This is a genomic window from Pseudomonas graminis, from assembly GCF_001705435.1.
In the GTDB taxonomy this organism is placed as follows: Bacteria; Pseudomonadota; Gammaproteobacteria; order Pseudomonadales; family Pseudomonadaceae; genus Aquipseudomonas; species Aquipseudomonas graminis_B.
Genome location: NZ_MDEN01000069.1, coordinates 495,870 through 510,408 on the forward strand (window position 1 = coordinate 495,870; position 14,539 = coordinate 510,408).

General features: G+C 60.2%; 14 protein-coding genes and 2 pseudogenes. 11 read left to right on the forward strand and 5 right to left on the reverse strand.

The window, feature by feature from the left end; genetic code table 11:
- Nucleotides 1–219: 219 nt before the first annotated feature.
- The gene (locus BBI10_RS24385; RefSeq protein WP_141695262.1) at nucleotides 220–1,155 is read left to right on the forward strand and encodes a hypothetical protein; all 936 of its coding nucleotides are present in this window, start codon (nucleotides 220–222) and stop codon (nucleotides 1,153–1,155) included.
- Nucleotides 1,156–1,201: 46 nt separating this feature from the next.
- Here BBI10_RS24385 and BBI10_RS24390 read toward each other — a convergent pair whose 3' ends face one another.
- The 4 genes and pseudogenes from BBI10_RS24390 to BBI10_RS24400 all read right to left on the reverse strand — a co-directional run bounded on the left by BBI10_RS24390 (nucleotide 1,202) and on the right by BBI10_RS24400 (nucleotide 4,082).
- Nucleotides 1,202–1,822, reverse strand: a complete 621-nt coding sequence (locus BBI10_RS24390; RefSeq protein WP_065992502.1) for a hypothetical protein — start codon at nucleotides 1,820–1,822, stop codon at nucleotides 1,202–1,204.
- A gap of 112 nt (nucleotides 1,823–1,934) precedes the next feature.
- Nucleotides 1,935–3,077, reverse strand: a complete 1,143-nt coding sequence (locus tag BBI10_RS24395; RefSeq protein WP_065992504.1) for an OpgC domain-containing protein — start codon at nucleotides 3,075–3,077, stop codon at nucleotides 1,935–1,937.
- Nucleotides 3,078–3,221: 144 nt separating this feature from the next.
- Nucleotides 3,222–3,479, reverse strand: a pseudogene (locus BBI10_RS26910) (excisionase family DNA-binding protein); the annotation flags it as partial.
- 231 nt (nucleotides 3,480–3,710) lie between these two features.
- The gene (locus BBI10_RS24400) at nucleotides 3,711–4,082 is read right to left on the reverse strand and encodes a hypothetical protein (RefSeq protein ID WP_065992506.1); all 372 of its coding nucleotides are present in this window, start codon (nucleotides 4,080–4,082) and stop codon (nucleotides 3,711–3,713) included.
- A 200-nt stretch (nucleotides 4,083–4,282) separates the two neighbouring features.
- Between BBI10_RS24400 and BBI10_RS24405 the strand changes: the two genes are divergently transcribed.
- From BBI10_RS24405 to BBI10_RS24415, 3 genes are all read left to right on the forward strand, one after another.
- The gene (locus BBI10_RS24405; protein ID WP_065992508.1) at nucleotides 4,283–4,552 is read left to right on the forward strand and encodes a type B 50S ribosomal protein L31; all 270 of its coding nucleotides are present in this window, start codon (nucleotides 4,283–4,285) and stop codon (nucleotides 4,550–4,552) included.
- A 162-nt stretch (nucleotides 4,553–4,714) separates the two neighbouring features.
- On the forward strand, nucleotides 4,715–5,806 hold the full coding sequence (gene ddlA / locus BBI10_RS24410; protein ID WP_065992510.1) for a D-alanine--D-alanine ligase: 1,092 nt from the start codon (nucleotides 4,715–4,717) through the stop codon (nucleotides 5,804–5,806).
- Nucleotides 5,807–5,808: 2 nt separating this feature from the next.
- The gene (locus BBI10_RS24415; protein WP_065993203.1) at nucleotides 5,809–6,213 is read left to right on the forward strand and encodes an NUDIX hydrolase; all 405 of its coding nucleotides are present in this window, start codon (nucleotides 5,809–5,811) and stop codon (nucleotides 6,211–6,213) included.
- 27 nt (nucleotides 6,214–6,240) lie between these two features.
- Here BBI10_RS24415 and metR read toward each other — a convergent pair whose 3' ends face one another.
- Entirely contained in the window at nucleotides 6,241–7,158 is a 918-nt protein-coding gene (gene metR, locus BBI10_RS24420; protein WP_065992512.1) for a transcriptional regulator MetR, read from the reverse strand.
- 207 nt (nucleotides 7,159–7,365) lie between these two features.
- Between metR and BBI10_RS24425 the strand changes: the two are divergent.
- From BBI10_RS24425 to BBI10_RS24455, 7 genes and pseudogenes are all read left to right on the forward strand, one after another.
- Nucleotides 7,366–7,974 (forward strand): annotated as a pseudogene (locus BBI10_RS24425) (5-methyltetrahydropteroyltriglutamate--homocysteine S-methyltransferase); the annotation flags it as partial.
- 156 nt (nucleotides 7,975–8,130) lie between these two features.
- On the forward strand, nucleotides 8,131–9,123 hold the full coding sequence (locus BBI10_RS24430; protein WP_065992516.1) for an alpha/beta fold hydrolase: 993 nt from the start codon (nucleotides 8,131–8,133) through the stop codon (nucleotides 9,121–9,123).
- Between the two features lie 110 nt (nucleotides 9,124–9,233).
- On the forward strand, nucleotides 9,234–9,902 hold the full coding sequence (locus tag BBI10_RS24435; RefSeq protein ID WP_065992518.1) for a DsbA family oxidoreductase: 669 nt from the start codon (nucleotides 9,234–9,236) through the stop codon (nucleotides 9,900–9,902).
- Between the two features lie 171 nt (nucleotides 9,903–10,073).
- Entirely contained in the window at nucleotides 10,074–10,787 is a 714-nt protein-coding gene (locus BBI10_RS24440) for a GntR family transcriptional regulator (protein ID WP_065992520.1), read from the forward strand.
- Nucleotides 10,784–11,800: an ADP-ribosylglycohydrolase family protein gene (locus tag BBI10_RS24445; RefSeq protein WP_065992522.1), complete on the forward strand. Its 1,017-nt coding sequence runs from the start codon at nucleotides 10,784–10,786 to the stop codon at nucleotides 11,798–11,800. The genes BBI10_RS24440 and BBI10_RS24445 overlap by 4 nt, the downstream gene beginning before the upstream one ends.
- 159 nt (nucleotides 11,801–11,959) lie before the next feature.
- Nucleotides 11,960–13,429, forward strand: a complete 1,470-nt coding sequence (locus BBI10_RS24450; RefSeq protein WP_065992524.1) for a purine-cytosine permease family protein — start codon at nucleotides 11,960–11,962, stop codon at nucleotides 13,427–13,429.
- Complete coding sequence (locus BBI10_RS24455) at nucleotides 13,419–14,360, forward strand: PfkB family carbohydrate kinase (protein WP_065992525.1); 942 nt, start codon at nucleotides 13,419–13,421, stop codon at nucleotides 14,358–14,360. The genes BBI10_RS24450 and BBI10_RS24455 overlap by 11 nt, the downstream gene beginning before the upstream one ends.
- Nucleotides 14,361–14,539 lie beyond the last annotated feature (179 nt).

Sequence of the window (14,539 nt, forward strand, 5' to 3'; positions counted from 1 at the left end):
CCAACCGCTGGAACTTCGTGATAGGCGCGAGGGATCTCGCTTAGACCCCTCGCGCCTCGTGCCTGATTATTCCTTCCCTGGGGGCCGTTATGGGGACTGACTGATTTGTAGGAAATCTCTTGTTTTCAGCCTCGTCAGTTGACCGGAGTTGATTGAGATAGTTACGTCCTTTTGTCACCTCTGAATGCGGTGGCAAATCAATTTAAAGAGGATGAAACTATGAGCAGAAAAATAATTTTGAGTGACATGTTAAGAGGATTTTTTGTAGCGTGTGTCTGTACTCTCGCCGCGCCTGCCAGCGCTCAATCAATCTCCCCCGCTCAACCCTATGCCAAAGGTTTACAGGAAAGTGTTTCTGAGGTACATGATGATGGTGAGATGATTCTTACTGTGTTGTCTGATCAAACTCACGTGTTAGACGCTGTGCTTAAAAGCAAGACCGCCGTTCACTACTACAGTTTTACTTCCGTCCGGGGCCAAGATGTACTGGTGTCTAACACACCGGGATTGTCAGGTGCACCGTTTTGGGAGCTGGAATACTTCGATGGTGCTAACTGGCTTAAAAAACCTGATTCTGAAGATAAGTTCTCTAGTTTGATGCCTGGGACTGAGGTGCTTATCAGGGTTATCCACAGAGCGGATGTCCCTTTATCTGGACAGCCTTATCATTTGGCGATCGGCTCTTACCCCGTTTTAAAAAATTTCGAATTTAGCGACGAAATCGGTGTTAACAGGATTCCTTCAGGTTATACCGAACCGTCTTGGTTATGGACACAGGGCTACACCCAAGGAATCTTGAAAGGAAGATTCACTGACTCTGTCGGGGCGCCGCTGAAAGGGGCTGTCGGGCGATTTGTGCTCAGTCTTAAGGAATCCCGCATTCGGCCGGTCGTAGAGAAGGTGATCAGTGACGAGCACGGTGTCGTCACCAAAGTCGTTAACTTCGAGCGCTGTGCCGGAGGCCACGAGGCCAGGGATTACGTAAGCTACAATCACGGTACTAACACGTGGAGAAGTTATTACTATGTGGGCGGCTATGTATTTTCCAACTTTTTACTGGGTGCTAAGGGAGAGGTAGAGGCCAATAAAGATCTTAGGCTATTCGGCCATATCTGCAATCAACGGCTAATTAAAAGTGTTCCTGGGCCCGCCTGAATGAATGAGCTTGGCTGGTCATTCTCCAGCCAAGCTTATCGCTGCTTCAGATATGCACTGAGATAAACGGTGTCCGTTTTTCCGCCCTCTCAGAGATTTGTTTTTTCCACGTTTGCTCCATGTCGTCGCTCTCGAGGATTTTTCCGTAGTCAACAATCCGGGCGATATCAGCCGCCTCAAGCTTGTAGCGGGCATTGAAGCCGGTTTTGTCATATTTGGCTAACGCTAACATTGCGCTGGAATGGTCGACCAAATGATCCTCAATGCCTCGGTGCTTTAGCTGCTCGGTCAGCCAGATCCGCTCCTCTGTGGAGAGACTTTCCTGAGGGTCGAGTATCTGGATATTCCCACTGCTATCAAAGCCAAAGCTGAAGTTTTTGGAAGCCAGTTCCGGTCGTAGGTTATAGAGCTCGTTTTTGAATGACGTATAAGCCAGATTTGCCAGTTCAAGCGATATGGCCGCATCAATCCTTTTCAAGGAAAGATAGTCGGCCATGCTCGTTATGTTCTTCATATTCGGCTCGGTAAGCCACGGTTGTTCATCTTCCACGGCAACTGGGCCTTGAGACACGTCTAGGCTGCCGGGGGATTCGTCGCCCTGCTTTAGCTGTACTGAGATCCTCGCTGGTGCTAAAGCCACGTGCTGCATCAGGTGATGTAGTTCCATTTTTTCCTCCGCTGATTTGTCCACTCCTTCGCGTAACGGCAATTCGCGAAAAAGCTTTGCCTGATAAACCAGTAGGAAATTTCCGAAGAGCCCCCTCAGTGAGACGCTGTTCTCAAACCTTCACCACCTGCACCGCTTTCGGACTGCCCAATCGCTTGTTCAACTCCAGCCAGTTCGACAACAGCAGCATCAATCCCAGCCCCAACAACGCGGTGATCACGCGCATTTGCCAGGCATCGTCAGCCAGCGCGTTCGCCATGTCGGCCAGCGGGGCGAGGAGGACGCCCAGGCAGAAGATCTCCAGCGAATAGCGGCCCATCCGGCAGGTCTGCTGGACAGGCCAGTTGTCGAGCCAGGTCATCGACGTCGGCAGCGTCTTCGCGACGACATACACCAGCGCAAGGAAATGCAGCAGGCGCACCGGCGACAGGTCGGTTTTGCTGATTGGGTAGATCAATTCGGTGAGCGCGGTAGGCAGGAGCGCGTCATGCACGTCGGGAAATTTCCACAGCACGGTGATGACGCCGGCCAGCAGCAGGTAAGCCGCCGCTATGAGAAACAGCGGCTGTCGCCAAAGCGGGCGAGCAGGGGGCTTTGCGTTCAGCTCGCGTTGGGTGTGCAAGGCAAAGGCGCCGCCGAGCACGAAGATCAACTGCCAGGCGACGGGATTGAAATACCAGTAACCGCCGCCTTCGTAGGCGCGCAGGTTCCAGCCCAGCAGCGGCACCATCATGTACAGCGCAATCGACAGGCCGATCGCCAGCGCTGCGTTGCGCAGCATGACAGGCAGGATCAACGGCAACGTGCCCATCAGCAGGATGTACAGCGGCAGCGGGTCGGTGAGGTTGGGTTTAAAGCGCAGCAACAGCTCATCGGCCAGCGCCTGCTGCGGGTTGCCGACGAAATACTCCAGGCCCATCTCCCGCACCATGTCCCGGGTTTCGACGTGATTGTTGGCGACGAAAACGATGCCCATCAGCAGCGTCAGCAAGAAGATGTGCGCGACGTACAGCACCCATGTGCGCCGCAGGATACGCAGGCACGCCACGACATAACCGTCACGCTGCGCCACGCGCCCGTAAGCGAGTACGGCGGCATAGCCGGCGAGAAACACGAACACCTCGGCGGCGTCGCTGAAGCCAAAATTGCGCAGTGTCAGTTGCGCGAAAGGGTTGGCTGGCACGTGATCCCAAAAAATGAAAATCAGCGCCAGACCCCGAAAGAAGTCGATGCGATGGTCGCGTCCGTTCGTCATGACGGTGGGCCTTGCAAAGGTGTTTAAAGAAGAGGGGCCAATGGGGCCATGGTTCCTTGCCGTCAGCAGGGTCTGATCGGCGGCGCGCAGGGTGGCGGGTTTGCGGGGTAAAAGCAAAGGGTGGATGTTGCAGGATGTCTCGCTCTATAGCTCTTCTGAAAGCCGGGACAAATCATCCATCGGTTTTCGGCTGGCTTCGTCGCGTTTGTTCTTGAACGCCATCAGGTCAGAGAACAACACTCTGCGGTAGCGACCGGTTTTAAAGTGAGGAAGAGCGCCTTCCCCAAGCAGCTTGACGAAATGAGGTCTAGAGACGTTGAGGAGATCAGCGGCTTCCTGAGTCGTCAGTTCGGCATGCACCGGGACCACCCTGACAACGTTGTCTAGAACTGAGGATGTTATTCGAAATAAACGAAAATGCGATGGCGCGCTCAGGTGAGCCTGCCGTCTCGGCTCGCAAGCCGTAGAGCAGTCCGAAATCGACTGGTGGACGGCGGCTCAACGCTTTCATTTGATCTCATCCCTGCGACACCGTCAGGTTGGCCTGGAACCGGCATTTTTAACGACGAGCAACGCACCAGGGGAACTCACAGGCGCCCCTTTTTTCGCGCAGATTTCCAACCCAACCGTGAATTACTGAGCTTCCGGCATCAGCATCGGCTTGCGGTCCAGCGTCTCGCTGACCATTCGATAAATGTCTTCTTTGCCCTCGTCGTTGCAGCAGCGGATCTCGTGGAGCACTTCGCGCTCTTTGGGAGACAGCGCGATGTAGTTCCATTCACACGCCTGGCGCATGAACACGTCGTGGTCGTTGACCGGCATGACGTCGTCAGCGGCTTCGTGAAAAGCCTCCACGATCGTTTCGATCAGGCTGACGAGTTGCTCGGATTCAGGCTTACCGCCAGTTGCCTGGACCAGACGCTGCAGATGATTCAACGCGCTGCGGGCGTCAATCAGCTTCATGTGTCCCGGGACACTCATTTCGTATCGATCGATCAAGTGCATGGCACTCCCTCCTGGTGTTTTTGTTCATTCCGTTCCCGTCGAGGACCGGGCTGAGGTCGTCAGAGGCGCGAACGTTAGCGGCAGGGGAAGCGGCGGAAAAGGCGAAAGTTGTAACCGTTACAAAATCGTTAGCGGTTGAACTTTATCGAATTGATACTGTATAACGTATTACATGATTGTTTACATTCTGGAGAAAAACGATGAAGCCCGACATCCATCCCGACTACCGTAAAGTGCTCTTCCACGACACTGCTGCCGATGTGTTTTTCCTGATCGGCTCCACGGTTGATACCGATCGCACACACACGCACACCGATGGCACCACCTACCCTTATGTTGCCCTCGACGTGTCCAGCGCGTCGCATCCCATGTACACCGGTCAACAGCGCAAGACCACCACCGAAGGCCGTATCGCGGGCTTCAACAAGCGCTTCGCGACCTTCGGTTCCGGCGCCAGGAAAGAGGAATGACAGCAGCACCTCCCGCGCTCCGGGCATCGCCAGTCGATCACCCGGGCGCGGGATTTTTTTGCCCCGTTTTTCCTGTATTCCGTCTCGCAAGCCACCTTGGCACTGGACTATCGGGCCAAATTGCTTTTAGCTCTGCGACCTGAAATTCAGGAGCATCCCCCTTTGAAAAAGTCAGTCGCCATCGTTTTCGGTGGGCAATCCTCCGAGCATGAAGTGTCGTTGCAGTCGGCGCGCAACGTGATCAACGCGATTGATCGCAACAACTTCTCCATCACCCTCATTGGCGTCGACAAGCAGGGCCAATGGCTGCGCCTCGACGAGCAGGATTACCTGCAGAACCCCACTGACCCTGCGCACATCAAGCTCAGTGACTCCGGGCGTCTGCTTTCGCTGATGCCGGGCGCCAGCGGGCCGCAATTCGTGGAAGTGCAGACCGGCGCAGAGGTGCCGCGCATCGACGTGGTGTTCCCGCTGATCCATGGCAGTTTCGGGGAAGACGGCTGCCTGCAAGGCATGCTGCGGCTGCTGGACATTCCGTTCGTGGGCCCGGATGTGCTGAGCTCCGCGGCTTGCATGGACAAGGACGTGACCAAACGGCTTCTGCGCGATGCGGGTATATCGGTGGCGCCGTTCGTGGTCCTTCAGCGTGGCGAGACGGTGGATTTCGTCAGCGTCTCCGCCCAGCTGGGCCTGCCGCTTTTCGTCAAGCCGGCGTGCCAGGGATCGTCGGTTGGCGTGAGCAAAGTCACCGACGAAGCCGGCTATGCCGCCGCGCTGAAGCTGGCCTTCGAGTACGACAACAAGGTGCTGATCGAGCAGGGTATCGTCGGTCGCGAAGTGGAATGCGCCGTGCTGGGCAACCACGAGCCGAAGGTCAGTGTGTGCGGTGAGGTCGTGGCCAATGACGAGTTTTACGCCTACGACACCAAGTACCTGAACGACGGTCAGGCGCGCATCGCCATCCCCGCGCAGATGGCCGAAGAGATGAGCGAGGCCGTGCGTGAAGTGGCGCTGCAGGCCTATCGCGTGCTGGGCTGCGCCGGTTTGGCGCGGGTGGATTTCTTTGTCACCGAGGCACGGGAAATCATCATCAACGAGGTCAACACGCTCCCCGGCTTCACCTCCATCAGCATGTACCCGAAACTCTGGCAGGCCAGCGGATTGAGCTACGCCGAGCTGATCGATCGGTTGATCACCCTGGCGCTGGAACGTGCCGAAGAAACCCGCGCGCTGAAAACCGAGGTGGTGCTGTGACGGTGAAGACGCTCCGTATTGCCGCCGCGCTGCTGACCCGTGCCGATGGCAAGACGCTGCTGGTGCGCAAGCGCGGGACTGAAGCGTTCATGCAGCCGGGCGGCAAGATCGACGCCGGCGAGTCGGCGCTCGATGCGCTGGCCCGTGAGCTGAACGAAGAACTGGGGCTGGTCATCGCGCCTGAACACGCGCGATTCCTGGGCGAGTTTTCGGCGGTGGCGGCGAATGAACCGGGCTTCGAAGTGAATTGCCAGCTGTACGGCGTTCACGTGGACGAGCCGGTCAATCCCGCAGCCGAGATCGAGGAAGCGATCTGGGTCGACGGCGAGAATATTGAGCAGTTGCACCTGGCGCCGCTGACCCGGGATTCGATATTGCCGCTGTACCGAGGCCTGCCAATCGCCTGATTTTGATGGGGGGTGCGGTGCGGCGGGTTAACGAACCGCGCTCACCCCGTCCAGTGTCGAAAACGACGTGTCCTTCGCCGTCAGCAGGAAGTCACGCATGTAGGGCGCGTCCAGCATGTCTGCGCGAATCGCCGCGTACAGCGTGGCGAACAATCCTTTTTCCCCCAGCCGCTTGCCCTTCACATACCCGCGTGAGCTGTATTCATGCAGCGCCCAGTGGGGCATCCCGCACACGCCGCGGCCGCTGGCGACCAGTTGCATCATCATCACCGTAAGCTCGGACGTGCGCACCTGCGCCGGTTCGATGTCGGCCGGCTCAAGGAAACGCGTGAAGATGTCCAGGCGGTCGCGCTCGACGGGGTAGGTGATCAGGGTTTCATTGATCAGATCTTCCGGCACCACATAAGGCCTGGCCGCCAGCGGATGCTGATTGGCGACCGCGAGCATGGCCTCGTAGGTAAACAACGGCACATAGGTAATACCTGCCAGTTCCAGAGGGTCCGACGTCACCACCAGATCCAGATCGCCACGGGCCAGGGCGGGGAGGGGCGCGAAAGCGAAGCCCGACGCCAGATCAAGCTCCACCTCCGGCCATGCATCGCGGAACTGGTCGATTGTCGGCATCAGCCACTGAAAGCAACTGTGGCATTCGATGGCCATGTGCAGACGCCCTGCGACACCGCCGGCGAGTCGCGAGATATCCCGTTCGGCATGGCGCAGTTGCGGCAGTACCGAGTCGGCCAGTTGCAGCAGTCGCAGGCCCGCGCTGGTGAAGCGCACCGGTTTGGTCTTGCGCACGAACAGCGGCATGCCCATGCGTTCTTCCAGCTCCTTGAACTGGTGCGACAGCGCCGACTGCGTCAGATGCAGGCGGTCAGCGGCGTCAACGAGGCTGTCTGCTTCGCGTAACGCATGCAGGGTTTTCAGGTGGCGAATTTCCAGCACCGACGGCGCTCCATGAGTAAATTTTGTGATCAACACGAATTTAATGAGTTTGTCTCATGTCAGGGTAAGTGTCGACAATGGCGCCATCTTTTGAAGGAAGCAGTCAGCATGGGCCAGGTCAACAACTCTAATTTTCCTCACATCGGCGTGGCCAGGGGCTTCAAGCACATCCTCGAAACCCTGGGTGACGGCATTGATGTGGATTCGGTGCCAACGTTTACCCATGACCAGCGCTTCAACCTGAGCTGGGCGCCGCTGTTCGACGAGGTCGACCAGGCCCGCGCCGAGGGCCACACCCTCCGGCCGGAGATCATCGGTCCCTTGACGTACCTCTGGCTGGGACAAGCGGAAGGGGAGGGCTTCGATAAGCTCGACCTGCTCGACCGTCTGCTGCCGGTCTACGGTGAGATCCTCGGCCGGCTGGCGGGCAAGGGCGTCGAGTGGGTACAGATCGACGAGCCAATTCTGACCCTCGACCTGCCCCAGGACTGGAAGAACGCCTTCGAGCGCGCGTACCACGCCTTGCAATACTCGCCGCTTAAAAAGCTGCTCGCGGTCTCCTGCGGCAGTCTGGGGCTGGGCAGCAACCTTGGCCTTGCGGTGTCTTTGCCAGTGCAAGGCCTGCATGTCGATGTGCTCAGTGCCCCGGAGCAAATGCCTCTGGTGCTGGACCGCCTGCCCATCTACAAGGTGCTGTCGCTGGGTGTGGCAGGCGAACTTGACCCCGCTGGCGCCGACGGTGAAGCCGCCCTTGAGGTGGTAAAAGAGGCTCAACTGCGCTTCGCCGACAACCTGTGGGTGGCAGATTCGATCAGCTCGCCGGCAACAGCGGCCGCGTGAAAACAGGGTGAGATGACCGTTTTGCTACCGCTCAGCCCTCTTCATCAAACTGTCACGCAACTGTGGCAGCGCGCTTGAGCAAACTTCATCAGACTCGCGGCCTACTGGGGTTCTGTGTGTCGGTGTTTTTCCATGCGGGTTTTACTTTTTCTGGCTGCGCTCTTGTGCAGCCTGTCGTCTTTTGCGGCCTCTCGATGCGATGTTGACGTTCCCACGCAGGTGGTCGAGCTCGATGACGTGCACCTGGCGTATCAAAGCATCGGGCGTGATTCCGATCCGGCGCTGCTGTTGGTCATGGGGCTTGGCGGTCAACTGATCCACTGGCCGGACGAAGTGGTCGTTGCCTTATGCCAGCAGGGCTTTCGCGTGATTCGCTACGACAACCGGGACGTAGGATTGTCGACCTGGGTCCAGGCGCCGCCGAGTCCCAACCTTACCTACGAAGTGCTGCGCTACAAAATCGGCCTGCCGGTGTCGGCGCCGTATTCGCTGACCGACATGGCTCAGGACGCGCTCGGCCTGATGGACGCGCTGCACGTTCAGCAATTCCATGTGCTGGGGGCGAGCATGGGCGGCATGATTGCGCAGCATCTGGCGGACATGGCGCCCAAGCGCGTGGAGAGCCTGACGCTGATCATGACCAGCTCCGGCGCGCCCGGGCTGCCGATGCCCAGCCCGGCGCTGTTGCAACTATTGGCCCGTCGCGGCGCGCCTGACCGGCAGACTGCCCTTGAGCAACAGGCCGATCTTCTGGCGGCGCTGGGCAGCCCGGAGGTCAAGGATGATCGGCAGATGCTGTTGCATCAGGCGGCGGTTTCCTACGACCGGGCGTTTAATCCTGAAGGCGTGAAGCGCCAGATTCTGGCGATCCTGTCCGAACCCAGCCGAGTGGAATTGTTGAATCGTCTGCGCGTGCCGACGCTGGTCGTTCACGGCACCGCCGACCCGCTGCTGCCGGTCATGCACGGAATTCACGTGGCGGCACACATACAGGGCAGTCAACTGAAGCTCATTCCCGGCCTGGCCCACCGCTTTCAGGAAGCCTTCAAGGCCCCGCTGCTGGCGGCCGTGTTGCCGTATTTGCGCGAGCATCGTGAAGACGCATCCCACGTCGCGCAGCTCTAATAAGACGGCGGGGTTGACCCGCCCATTGAGGGCGGGCGTGCCGGTGTAGGGTTTGAGCGCCACCGTGATCGGCGTATCGTGGTGCTTTTCCTCTCTTGCACGAGGCTGCCATGAGCACTCCGCTGAAAATCGATTTCATCTCCGATGTGTCCTGCCCCTGGTGCATCGTCGGCCTGCGCGCGCTGGACCAGGCGCTTGAGCATCTGGGCGATGAAGTTCAAGCCGACATTCACTTCCAGCCCTTCGAACTCAACCCGCAAATGCCGCCTGAAGGCCAGGACATCTTCGAGCACATCGCCGAAAAGTACGGCTCGACGCGGGAACAATTCCAGGCCAACGCCGAGAATATCCGTGAGCGCGGTGCAGAACTCGGGTTCGTCTTCAAGCAGGGCGAGCGGCGCATTTTCAACACCTTCGACGCCCATCGACTGCTGCACTGGGCTGAGCTGGAAGGCAAGCAGCACGCGCTGAAAGAAGCGCTGTTCACGGCGTATTTCAGCCAGCATGCCAACGTATCCAGCCACCAGGTGCTGGCGGATGTTGCGCAGAAAGTGGGGCTGGACCGGGTGCGCGCCGAGGCCTTGCTGGCCAGCGATCAGTACGCCAGCGACGTTCGAGAACTCGAGCAACTGTGGGTATCGCGGGGCGTAAGTTCGGTGCCGACGATCGTCTTCAACGACCAGTACGCCGTTTCCGGTGGGCAACCCGTCGACGTGTTCGTCAGCGCCATTCGTCAGATCGTGGGCGAAGAATCGAGCGTAGTGAATCGGGCTGATTGAAAGGTGAGATGAGGCCTGACGCGCAGCGCACAGGCGGCTGATCCGGGCTCTTCGACCCCGGACGGCCGATTATCCTTCTGCGCGTGCAGCCGTCACCTGCTGTTACGCCTCCGTCATTGCATTTCAAAAAACACTTGCTCCTCCCAGCCACTTTCGGATATCAATTTGTACATGATTAGACAGGTTCGATTCGACAAGAAAAAACGTGTGGTGGATGAGCTGGCCCGACGCATCGAGACCGGACAGATGGGGTCGGGCGAGTTGTTGCCGGGCGAGAATCTGCTCGCACAGGAATTCAACGTCAGCCGCGGCACGCTGCGCGAGGCGCTGTCCGAACTCAAGCGGCGCAACTACATCGCCACGCAAACCGGCGTCGGTTCGATCGTCACTTACGACGGCATCTCGCTGGATCAGCACGCCGGTTGGGCCCAGGCCCTGGCCGACACGGGGGCCAGGGTCAGCACCGAGATTCTGCGTCTGGTGGCGGTGCAGCGGCCTGATCTGGCAGGACGGTTCGGCACGGCCGAGTTCATCGCGCTGGATCGTCGGCGCACGGCGGGGGATGGCAGCGTGGTTTCCCTGGAGCGTGTGTTGATCCCGGCGTGCGATGGCCTGGAAAATCTGCCCCGCGACGGGCTGATCGATGATTCGCTGACGGTCACCCTGGCTGCCCACGGGTATGTCGGTGATCGCGGCGATCAGTGGATCGGTGCCGAGCCCCTGAGCAACGACGACGCGGCGCTGATGTTGCGCCAGCCGGGTTCGGTGTTCCTCAAGGCGACTCGCACTACTTTTGATCGCCGCGAACGTTTCATGGAGCACGTGGAAAGCCTTCTGGACCCCGTGCATTTTCGTCTGCATCTGGCTTTTGGATCACCCACATGACTGCACTGATCGACACGCGCGACCGAGGCCTCGGCGCTTTCTACGGACTGGCGCTGGGCGATGCGTTGGGCATGCCGACGCAGTCCTTGAGTCGCGAGCAGATCAGGCAGCGATTCGACCGCATCACTACGTTGCAGGCTGCCGGTGCCGATCAGCCTATTGCGCCGAACATGCCTGCCGGATCGATCACCGATGACACCGAACAAGCCGTTTTGGTCGCTGAACTGCTGGTCGCTGGAGAAGGGCGCATCGAGCCGTCGGATCTGGCGCAGAGCCTGATCGACTGGGAAGCGGTGATGCAGGCCAAGGGTTCGCAAGACCTGCTCGGCCCCTCGACCAAGCGCGCCATCGAGATGATTCTGGCCGGTCACAGCCCCGAAGAATCGGGGCGTTTCGGCACCACCAACGGCGCCGCCATGCGCATCACGCCGGTGGGCATTGCCTTCGATGTGCGCGAAGAGGCGCGTTTCGTCGAGGCGGTCAAACAGGCCTGCCAGGTCACCCACAACACCAATCTCGGGATCTCCAGCGCAGCAGCGGTCGCGGCGGTTGTCTCGGCAGGTATCAGCGGTGCCACTCTGGGCGAAGCCCTCGACGTCGGCGCGCGCATCGCCCATGAGGCCGAGGGCTACGGGTACTGGATCGCCGGGGGCCGCATTGCCGCCCGAATCCGGTGGGCCAAACAACTGTGCGTCGAATGCAGCAATGAACAACTGCCCGAATTGATTTATGACGTGATCGGCACGTCCGTCGCCTCCCAGGAATCGGTGGTTGCGGCCTTCGCCCTCGCCCATCAAGTGGCTCGCGGGCAGGTATCGGCATTCGATGCGCTGTGCATGGCCGCCAGCCTGGGCGGCGACACCGACACCATCGCCGCCATTCTCGGGGCGATGCTCGGTGCCTGCGAGGGCATGGCCGCCTGGCCCGCACCGCTGATCGAACAGATCCACACCGTCAACGGACTCGACCTTCATCCCGTGGTCGAGCAGTTGCTGTCCCTGCGCGGGGTCTGATCCGACCGAAGCCAGCCCGTATAAAGAACAAGACCTACCTCGCGGCTCCATGTAGCGGCGAGTCAGGGCTTTTGCAGCCTGCAAAAGCCCACGCTGACACGGACGTCGTTTGCTTTGCGTACTGCCCACAACCAGAACAAATGGCACAGGAGCATTCACATGACGACATCCAACGCCGCTCAAGGCGCAGGTCAGCTTGAAACACGCGGCATCGAACCGGTTCCGGAAAACGAATGCAACGGCCACCCGTTGCAGCTTTTCTGGGTGTGGTTTGCGGCCAACATCAGCATCCTCGGGCTGCCGCTGGGGGCAACGCTCGTGGCCTTTCGCGGGCTGTCGATCGGGCAGGCGATCATCGTGGCGATCCTCGGCGCGGCCGGTTCGTTTGCTGTCGTGGGGGTCATCTCCATTGCCGGCCGACGGGGCAGGGCACCGAGTCTGACGCTGTCGCGGGCGATTTTCGGGGTGCGAGGGAATATCGGCCCTACCATCGTCTCGCTGATGTCGCGCCTGGGCTGGGAGACGGTGAACACCACGACCGCCGCTTTCGTACTGCTGTCGCTGTGCTCGATTCTCTTCGCCACGCCGGTGGAAGCTAAAAGTGCGCCGGGCCTGACCCTGGTGTTCATCGCCATTTTCGTGCTGATGACGCTGACCGTTTCCGGGCTCGGCCACGCCACGCTGCTGGTCATTCAGAAATGGGCGACGTACATCTTCGGCGCTTTGAACGTCATCGTCGGCGGGTTCCTGATCGCGCACATCGACTGGGCGGCCGTGTTCAACGCCGCGCCTGCACCGGTGAGCGCGATGATCATCGGTATCGGCACCATGGCGGCCGGCACGGGCATCGGCTGGGCCAACGCGGGCGCCGACATGTCGCGCTATCAGCATCGCAGCGTCAAAGCCACGCGGCTGGTGGCGTCGGCTGCTTTCGGCGCAGGCATTCCACTGGTGTTGCTGATCACCCTGGGCGGGCTGCTGTCAGTGGGCAATGACCACCTGGCGTCGGCCACCGATCCGATCATCGCGATCCGCGAACTGCTGCCGACCTGGATGGCGGTGCCGTACCTGATCACGGCATTCGGCGGGCTGCTGCTCTCCAACAATCTGTCGGTGTACTCGGCGGGCCTGACCACGCTGACGCTGGGCCTGAGGATCAAGCGCGTGCACGCAGTGATTGTCGACATCGTGGCGATCTTCGCCGGCTCGATTTACTTCATGCTGATCGCCGACAGTTTCTACGGCCCGTTCATCACGTTCATTTCGATGCTCGCCGTGCCAATCACCGCGTGGGTCGGGATCTTCGTCGTCGACCTGATGCATCGCCATTACTATTCCCCCGCTGACTTGATGGACGTCTCGCCGCGCAGTGCCTATTGGTATCGCGGCGGGATCGAGTGGCGTGCGCTGGGTGCGTGGGCCCTGGCCATCGTGCTTGGGTACAGTTTCACCACCGTCGCGACCACGCCGGAGAACGTGATATTCAAAGGTTTGCTGTCCGACTCGTGGTTCGGCCATAACGGGCTGGGCTGGATCGTGACCTTCGTGGTCGCGGGCGGTGTGTATGCTTTGCTGGGCGGCGCCCGTGACCGTCGCGTTGCTGCCGATGAGGTTGTTCATGCCCGCTAGATTGCTCTACACCGGCCAGGTCGTGGTCGATCTGGTCATGGCGCTGGACGCCTTGCCCCGCTCCGGCGGCGATGTGCTCGCCCGCTCGGCGGCCTTCGAAACCGGCGGGGGATTCAACGTGATGGCCGCCGCACGACGCAGTGGCATGCCAACGCTGTACCTCGGTCGCCACGGTGCGGGGCGTTTCGGCGATCTGGCGCGGCAGGCCATGGCGGCAGAAGGCATCGACATCGCGGCGGCGGCGTCGACGGGTCAGGACACTGGCCTGTCGGTGGCGCTCATCGAGCCTTCGGCCGAGCGCTCGTTCATTTCCTATGTCGGTGCCGAGGGCGGTTTGTCGGCTGAAGATCTGCGCGGCGCCGATGTGCAAGCTGAGGATTACGTGTTCGTCAGCGGCTATAGCTTGCTGCACGAGAATAAGGTTTCGACGCTGCTGGACTGGCTCGCGCATTTGCCAGCGGGGGCGGGCGTGGTGTTCGATCCGGGGCCGCTGATCGATTCCCCGGAGGCGCCCGGGATGCAGGCGGTGTTGCCCTTGATCACGCTGTGGACGAGCAATGCCGAAGAAGCGCTGCGCTTCACTGGGTGCGAGACGATTGATGGGGCCCTGGACAGGCTGGCGCACTGGCTGCGCAAGGATGCCTTGATGGTGGTGCGCGACGGAGCGAATGGCTGCTGGATCCGCCAGGGTTCCGAGACCCGACACGTGCGCGGCTTCCCGGTGACGGCCATTGACACCAATGGCGCCGGTGATGCCCATGCGGGGGTGTTGCTGGCCGGGCTGGCGTCAGGGCTGTCCGCTGCAGAAGCCGCATTGCGCGCCAATGCGGCGGCGGCCATTGCCGTCACTTGCTGGGGCCCGGCGACTGCGCCAACTGCGGCAGAAGTGGATGAGTTAGTCGGCAGCAGCGAATTTCCCCTGGCACCCTGATAACCCCCGCCATCGCATGACCTGTAGGAGCGTGGCTTGTCCCGCGATCTGGCGCGAAGCGGCAGCCAATCCGCTGACTGCGTTCCTCAGGAAGGACCGAGTCGTCCGGTTTACGACTGCTGCGCAGCCGATCGCGGGACAAGCCACGCTCCTACGGCCTGCGGCCAGAATCAAACAGC